Below are 6,984 nucleotides of genomic sequence, written 5' to 3'. Positions count from 1 at the left end.
CGGGGGCAATTACCCGGGTTTCCCGGGCCCCCCCCCCCCCCCCCCGGGGGGGGGCCCCCCCCCCCCCCCCCCACGCCCGCTCGAACCGCTCCGCATCCAGGTCGGGGCAGTCGAATTCGCTGTAGTAGTGGGTGCCGACACCGCCGAGGGCCGCTCCGCTGCCGCGCCCGATCCAGTACGCGCGCTGGATATCGGAGGCGGGGAACGGTTCGTACCGCGCCGCGAGATCCGCGGTCACGGTACGAACGCCAGCCGCGTCGTCGGCACGCAGCCGGGCGGCGAAACTCGCTACGGTGCGGTGCGTGTAGAGGTCGGCGAGTTTCATTCCGGTGAAACGGCCCACCATCCGGGTGGCGAGCAGGGAGTCGCCGCCGAGGGCGAAGAAGTCGTGTTCGCGGCCGATGCCGTTGACGCCCAGCACTTCCGACCACACCGCCGCGACCCGCCGTTCCGCGGCCGTGGCCGGAGGCGTCACCGCGACGGTCGGTTCGGGCGCGGCGAGCAGCGCGGTGAGCGCGGCCCGGTCGATCTTGCCGTTGGCGGACAGCGGCAGCCGAGGCAGCACCCGAATGGTGTCGGGCCGCATCGGTTCGGGCAGCCGCTCGGCCAGGAAGGCCGCCAGATCGGCGGTATCCACCGGGACTCCGGTCCAGGCGGCCGTCAGGCTGAACAGGCTGCCGTGCGCGGCGGCCTGCTCGACGGCGAATCCGCTCGCGGCCAGCAGTTCCTGCCAGCGCCGGGGTGCGAGCATCGGATCGCAGCCCGGGAAGCCGCCCTCGAGGAGCGCTGCCGAGAGCAGTCCCAGCGGGGGCAGTTCGGGCTGTTCGACCAGCACCAGCGCGCCCTTGGGGCGCAGCAGATACGCCGCGGCCGACAACCCGGCGGCCGGATCGGGATAGGTGTGCAGGGTGGCGAAGGCGAGCACCAGATCGCACTGCCCGTACAAGGTTTCGGGGATCTGCCCGGTGCGCGGGAGGCGCGTGTACTCGATGGCGTCGGCCGCCAGCGCGGGGTCCTGGTCGATCGCGGCCAGCAGGCGGTCACCGAGGTTGTCACCCAGTTCGGCGACGCGCACCGGCCGTGCGGTCCGGCCCGACAGGTGGCGCACCACATCCAGGACCGCGTCCAGGGCCATCGTGGTCTCCGGCAGCGACCACAGCAGCGTCGTGGGCGCTAGCACGGGGTGGTCGAGCAGCGTGAGCGGGTCACATTCCCCCGACAGCACGCGCGCCAACGGTTCGACCGGGAGCGGTTCCACCGGAAGCGAATCCACCGGAAGCACACTCGTCGCAACCGAACCCGCCGGAAGCCCATTCGCCGGAACCGAACCCGCCGGAAGCACACTCGCCGGAACCGAACCCACCGGAAGCACGTCGACTGGCAGCGAATCCGCCGAGAGCGGCTCGACAGACCCGTCCGCCCGGTCCAGCGCCGCCCGACCGGTGTGCGCGGTGACGGTCGAGACCCGTGCCCCGTTGTCGCGCAGCCACTCCCGCCACCGTTCCACCAGCGGTTCGAAGCGCCCGGCAATGTGGTTCGCGTCATCGAGCAGACGCGTGAGCGTGGCGTGCACGACCGATACCTGATCCGTGGCCGCCGCGCAGGGTGGGTCGAAGGCGGTCCCATCGACCGGTTCGCTCACCGGTGTGACGGCCGCGGCCAGCCGGGAACCGGCGAGCACCGTGACCGCGCGGCCCACCGCGGGGTGCGCGAGCAGTGCGGCGTCGATCTCCCCGGGCTCGATGCGGTGGCCGCGGACCTTGACCTGATGGTCGATGCGGCCGAGGAATTCCAGGGTGCCGTCCGGTCGGTAGCGGGCGAGATCGCCGGTGCGATACCAGCCGTCGACGAAGCGCTCCCGGGTGCGGTCCGGATCGCCGAGGTAGCCGCGCGCCACCCCGGCACCGCCGATCAGCAGTTCACCGGCCACCCAGTCCGGCCGGTCGCGGCCGAGCGGGTCGACCACCCGGCAGGTCACCTCGCGCAGCGGCGTGCCGTAGGGAATCGAGCCCCATCCGGCGGCGGGATCGCGGAAGTCGTGCGCCGCCTCGGGTGTCACGAGCTGGACGGTGGAGTGGATGGCCGTCTCGGTGGTGCCGCCGAGGGCGGCGAAGACACAGTCGGGGGCGGCCGCGTGCAGGCGGGCGGGCAGGTCGACGCCCACCCGATCACCGCCGACCAGCACCGTCCGCAACGGCAGTTCCCGGGCGGTCGACACCAGCATGTCCAGCACGGCCGGAACGCAGTTGAGGACCGTCACGCCGTGCCGGATGACCAGCTCGGCCCACGCCGCCGGATCACGCCGCTGCTCCTCCCCCACCAGCACCACCGCGCCACCCGTGCGCAGCGGGGCGAAGATATCGAAGACCGACAGGTCGAAGTCCAGCGCCGACACCGCCAGCGTGCGGTCCCGGCTCGTCAGGGCGAAGCGCTCGGTGAGATCGTCGATGGTGTTGACGGCGGCGCTGTGCGGAATCCGCACGCCCTTGGGATCTCCGGTGGACCCGGAGGTGAAGATGACATAGGCCAACCCCTCCGCCTCGTCCGCGGGCAGCGGTCCGGCATGCCGGAGTATCCGCTCGCGCCGATGCGCGGGCTGATCGACGCCGACCGGCACATAGGCCGACCCGGCCGCGAGAATCCCCAGCACCGTGGCGATCTGATCCGGCCCCTTCGGCAGCCGCACCGGCAGCAGCTGCCCGGCCGGGAGGTCCGCGGCGATCGCTCGCGCCCGCCGCGCCAGCTCACCGTAGGTGAGACAGCCGTCCTCACCCCACAGCACGGCGGGTGCGCCGGGCCTGCTGTCGGCCAGCGCGAAGAACGGCTCGTGTAGCGTCGCGCCGACCGAATCCGGCAGCCCGCCAGCATCATTCGAGCCAGTACCCGAAGTGGTGGCGTTCACCGCGTCGCGGACGGCGCGCTGCTCGGTGGGCAGCAGCCTCGGCACCGGGCGGTCCCAGGCGGTGGCGTCGGTGACGAGCAGGTCGAGCAGATTCGTGTAGGCGGTGAACATGGCGTCCAGGACGCCGGGGGCGAAGGCGTCGCGGCGGGCGTCCCAGTTGACGAGCAGGCCGCCGTCGAACTCGGTGACCTGCGCGTCCAGGGTGACCTGCGGTCCCTGCGAGATGATCCAGACCGGATCGCCGAAGCACGCGCGCACCTGCGGCGCGAACAGTTCACCCAAGCCGAGGGCGCTGGTGTAGACGACTGGCGCGAGCTGGGCGTCCCCGTGGTGGCGGCTCAGATCGCGGAGCACGTCCACGCCGGGATAGTCGGCGTGCGCGGCGTCGGCGCGGAACCGCCGTTGCAGGGCCGACGCGCGCTCGGCGAAGGTACCCGGCACCGCCGTGTCCACCGCCACCAACACCGACGAGGTGAAGTCGCCCACCAACCCGGCGACATCCGGGTGCAGGGGCTCACGATCGAACAGCGGCACATTCAGCAGAAAGGACGGCTGCGCACTCCACGCGCCGACGACCTCGGCGAACACCGCGGCAATGGCCACGGCCGGGGTGATCCCCCGCTGTCGAGCCCCCAACTCGAGCCGCCCGCGCGCATCGGGCGACAACCGATGATGCTTGCGAACCACCCGAGTCTCGTCCCGCCCCGAGACCGAAGCGACCGACGCTGGAGCACTCGGCGCTGAGGCGGGCGGTGCGGAAACGATCGGGGGCGGAAGACTGGGCGCGCCGGGAAGTTCGGGTAGCCGCCCGCGCCAGTATTCCTGCGCCGCGCGGTATTCCGGCCGATTGCGCACTAGCTCGCGATGCTCGGCGAGGTAGCGGCGATAGCTGTAGCGCAGTTCGGGCAGCGGCGCTCGCGGGTCGCGGTACAGGGCGGCCAGGTCGGAGAACAAGATGCGCAGGCTCTGGGCGTCGGCGGCGAGCATATCCAGGTTGACGTGTACGCGCGTGCCGTCGGGAGTCAGCGAGAGCTGGATGTCGAACACCTCGCCGCGCGCGACGTCCAGCTGCCGATGCGAGAGCTCCGCTCGCAGTCGTTCGAGCCCGGCCGGATCGGACCGGAAGTCGTTCACTCGCAAGCCGTTCCACGGACTGCGCGCAAGCACGCGCTGGCGTCCGTCGGCGTCGAAGCTGGCGCGCAGCATGTCATGGCGCGCCAGCAGCGCCGTCACCGCGGCCTCCAATCGGCCCGGATCCACGTCCCGACCGTCGAATTCGTTGTAGAAGTGGGCCGCGACTCCGCCGAGGCGCTGGCCGGGCTGCCGACCGACCCAGTAGGCGTGCTGCATGGTCGCCAAGTCGAACGGTTCGTCGACGGCCGACTCGTGGTTCGACGCGGGCAGTACACCCGCGCCGGAATCCGGCCGGAACGCGCGCCCCGATTCCGGTGCGTCGGCGGCCTCGGCAGCCGCATCGCGCTGGCCCGCCGCACGCTCGGCGACCATCTCCACCCAGGCCGAGAGCCGCGGCCGCTCGAGCAGGTCGACGAAGCGCACCCCCGATCCGGCGCGCCGCCACCGCCCGGCCAGCGCCATGGCGCTGATCGAGTCGAGGCCACGCTGCAGCAGATCCTCCTCGGGATCGAGTGTTGTCGGTGGTACATCGAGAACCGTTGCGACGGCAACGATTACATCGGAGGCCGATAACGACATCGGCGGCCCTCCTCACTGGAAAGTGGTGCGCGCACAGGCTAGCCTAAACGGCAATGATTTTCATTAACAGTAGTATCAGAGTTCGACGGACCGAACCACTGCGCTCGGCCGACCGTCGAATCGGCGCGATGAACCAGGAGGCCCAGCGGGTGGGAGACCGACGATGCGTGAACTGATACAGCCCGGCCGGACCCGGCTGCTGGCGGCGATCGGCTGCCAGCTACTCGCCGCGGTCGCGGGCGTGGTGCCCTTCGTGGCGGTCGCGGAACTGGGGCGCAGGCTGCTGGCCGCGGAATCGCCCTGGCCACCGGTGATCGCGGCCGCGATCGCCCTGGCCGCGCGGCTCGGCCTGTCCCTGCTCGCCGCATCGCTCACGCACTACGCGGACAATGACATTCAGCTCTCGATCCGGCGCTCGATCGCCCGGCACCTGGGCCGGGTGCCGCTCGGCTGGTTCGACGACCGCGGCGCGGGTGACGTGCGCAAGGCCGTCGGCGACGACGTGACCGCCCTGCACCACCTGGTCGCGCACACCGCCCTGGAGATCGTCAATGCCCTGGTGGTTCCGCTGGTCTGCCTGGTCTACCTGTTCTGGGTCGACTGGCGCATGGCTGTGATCACACTCATCCCGCTCGTCATCGGCATCGAGTTGTACCGGCGCACCATGGCGGGATTCGGGGCGGGCATGCGCGCCTACAACGACGCCATGGCGGCCATCAGCACGAGCGCGGTCGAATTCGTCCAGGGGATCGCGGTGGTGAAGGCATTCGGCCAGACCGGGCGCGCGCATCGGCGCTACCGGCAGGCCACCGACGAGTTCTGTGACTTCTTCATCGCCTGGATGCGCCGGGTCAGCTCGGTATCGGCGGCGGCCAATCTGGCCCTGTCACCGGTGAGCATGCTCGCGGTCATCCTCGTCGGCGGTACGGTCCTGGTGACGACCGGACACCTGGACGCGGTGGATCTGCTGCCGTTCGCACTGCTCGGGCTGGCGTTGTCGGCTCCGCTGCAAACCCTCAGCCAGAGTGGACAAGCCGTGCAGACGGGCATGCGGGCCGCCACCGATATCCGGGCGCTGCTGGCGACGCCCACGCTGCCCTACGGCACCGCCGCCCCGTCCGCGCACCGCAACGGCACCGGCGGCGTTCTCCGGTTCGAGAACGTCGGCTTCAGCTACGACGGCGAGACCGCGGCCCTGTCGGATATCGACCTCGAACTGCGGCCCGGCACCGTCACCGCCGTCGTGGGGGCCTCGGGGTCGGGCAAGAGCACACTGGCCGGGCTGATTCCGCGATTCCACGATCCGGATACGGGGCGAATAACGCTCGACGGCACGGATATCCGTGAGCTCTCCGAGGAAACGCTCTACCGCAGCGTGGGTTTCGTCTTCCAGGAGGTGCGATTGCTGCGCATGAGCGTGCGCGACAACATCGCCCTGCCGCGGCCGACGGCCACGCTCGCCGAAGTCGCCGACGCGGCGCGAGCGGCGGCCATCGACGAACGCATCCGCGCCCTGCCCGACGGTTACGACACCCGGGACGCGGCGTTCTCCGGCGGTGAGGCGCAGCGTGTTTCCATCGCCCGCGCACTACTGGCCGATGCCCCGATCCTGGTGCTCGACGAGGCCACGGCGGCGGTCGACCCCGAATCGGAGACCGCCATCCAGCAGGGCCTGTCCCGGCTCGCCGCCGGGCGCACCGTCCTGGTAGTGGCCCACCGGCTGGGCACCATCACCGAGGCCGACCAGATCGTCGTGCTCGACCGCGGCCGGGTCGCCGAGCGCGGCACCCATGCCGAACTGCTGCAACGAGATGGCCGGTACGCGGCCATGTGGGCGACGTGGAAGGGAGCCGACGCATGATCGGCCTACTGGTGAAGACCATGTCCGAGCGGGGCACCGACAGCACACCGGCGGTGAGCCTGACGCTGCTGCGCCGCACCCTGATCACCACCGTGCTCACCGCGGTCGCCCAGGGCATCGCGTTCGCCCTGCTGGTGCCGGTGCTGCGCGCACTGCTCGGCCCGGAGCCCGGCGACGCCCGACCCTGGTTGGTGGCCTTCGCGATCACGGCCGTCGGGTACGGCGTGCTGTTCCTGTACGGCGCGCGATCCGGTTACGAACTGGGCGGAGCGGTGCTGCGGACGCTGCACCACCGACTCGGCGACCACCTCGCCACGCTGCCGCTGGGTTGGTTCGGGGCGCAGCGTGTCGGTGAACTCGGCACCCTGGCCAGCGAGGGCGTACTCCAGGTGGCCAACGCCACCGCCAATCTGGTCCGGCCACTCGTGGCCGCGGTCGTCACCCCCGCCACGGTGGTCCTGCTCATGTTCGTCTTCGACTGGCGGATCGCGCTCGCCGTCCTCGCCAT

Annotated in this window: 3 protein-coding genes; 2 read left to right on the top strand and 1 reads right to left on the bottom strand. The window is 71.2% G+C overall.

Annotated elements, in window-relative coordinates:
• Positions 1-4,615 (bottom strand): AMP-binding protein (locus QK444_RS29575; RefSeq protein WP_282785411.1); only part of this gene is annotated, 4,615 nt, incomplete at its 3' end.
• 163 nt (positions 4,616-4,778) lie between these two features.
• Here QK444_RS29575 and QK444_RS29570 point away from each other — a divergent pair.
• Both QK444_RS29570 and QK444_RS29565 read left to right on the top strand, forming a co-directional pair.
• Positions 4,779-6,476: an ABC transporter ATP-binding protein gene (locus QK444_RS29570; RefSeq protein ID WP_282785410.1), complete on the top strand. Its 1,698-nt coding sequence runs from the start codon at positions 4,779-4,781 to the stop codon at positions 6,474-6,476.
• Positions 6,473-6,984, top strand: a 512-nt coding sequence (locus QK444_RS29565; RefSeq protein WP_282785409.1) for an ABC transporter transmembrane domain-containing protein, incomplete at its 3' end; no start/stop codon positions are given. The genes QK444_RS29570 and QK444_RS29565, both read left to right, overlap by 4 nt.

This window comes from Nocardia sp. CC201C (genome assembly GCF_030010695.1).
Lineage (GTDB): Bacteria > Actinomycetota > Actinomycetes > Mycobacteriales > Mycobacteriaceae > Nocardia > Nocardia otitidiscaviarum.
This window is presented reverse-complemented; position numbering and strand designations above follow the sequence as displayed.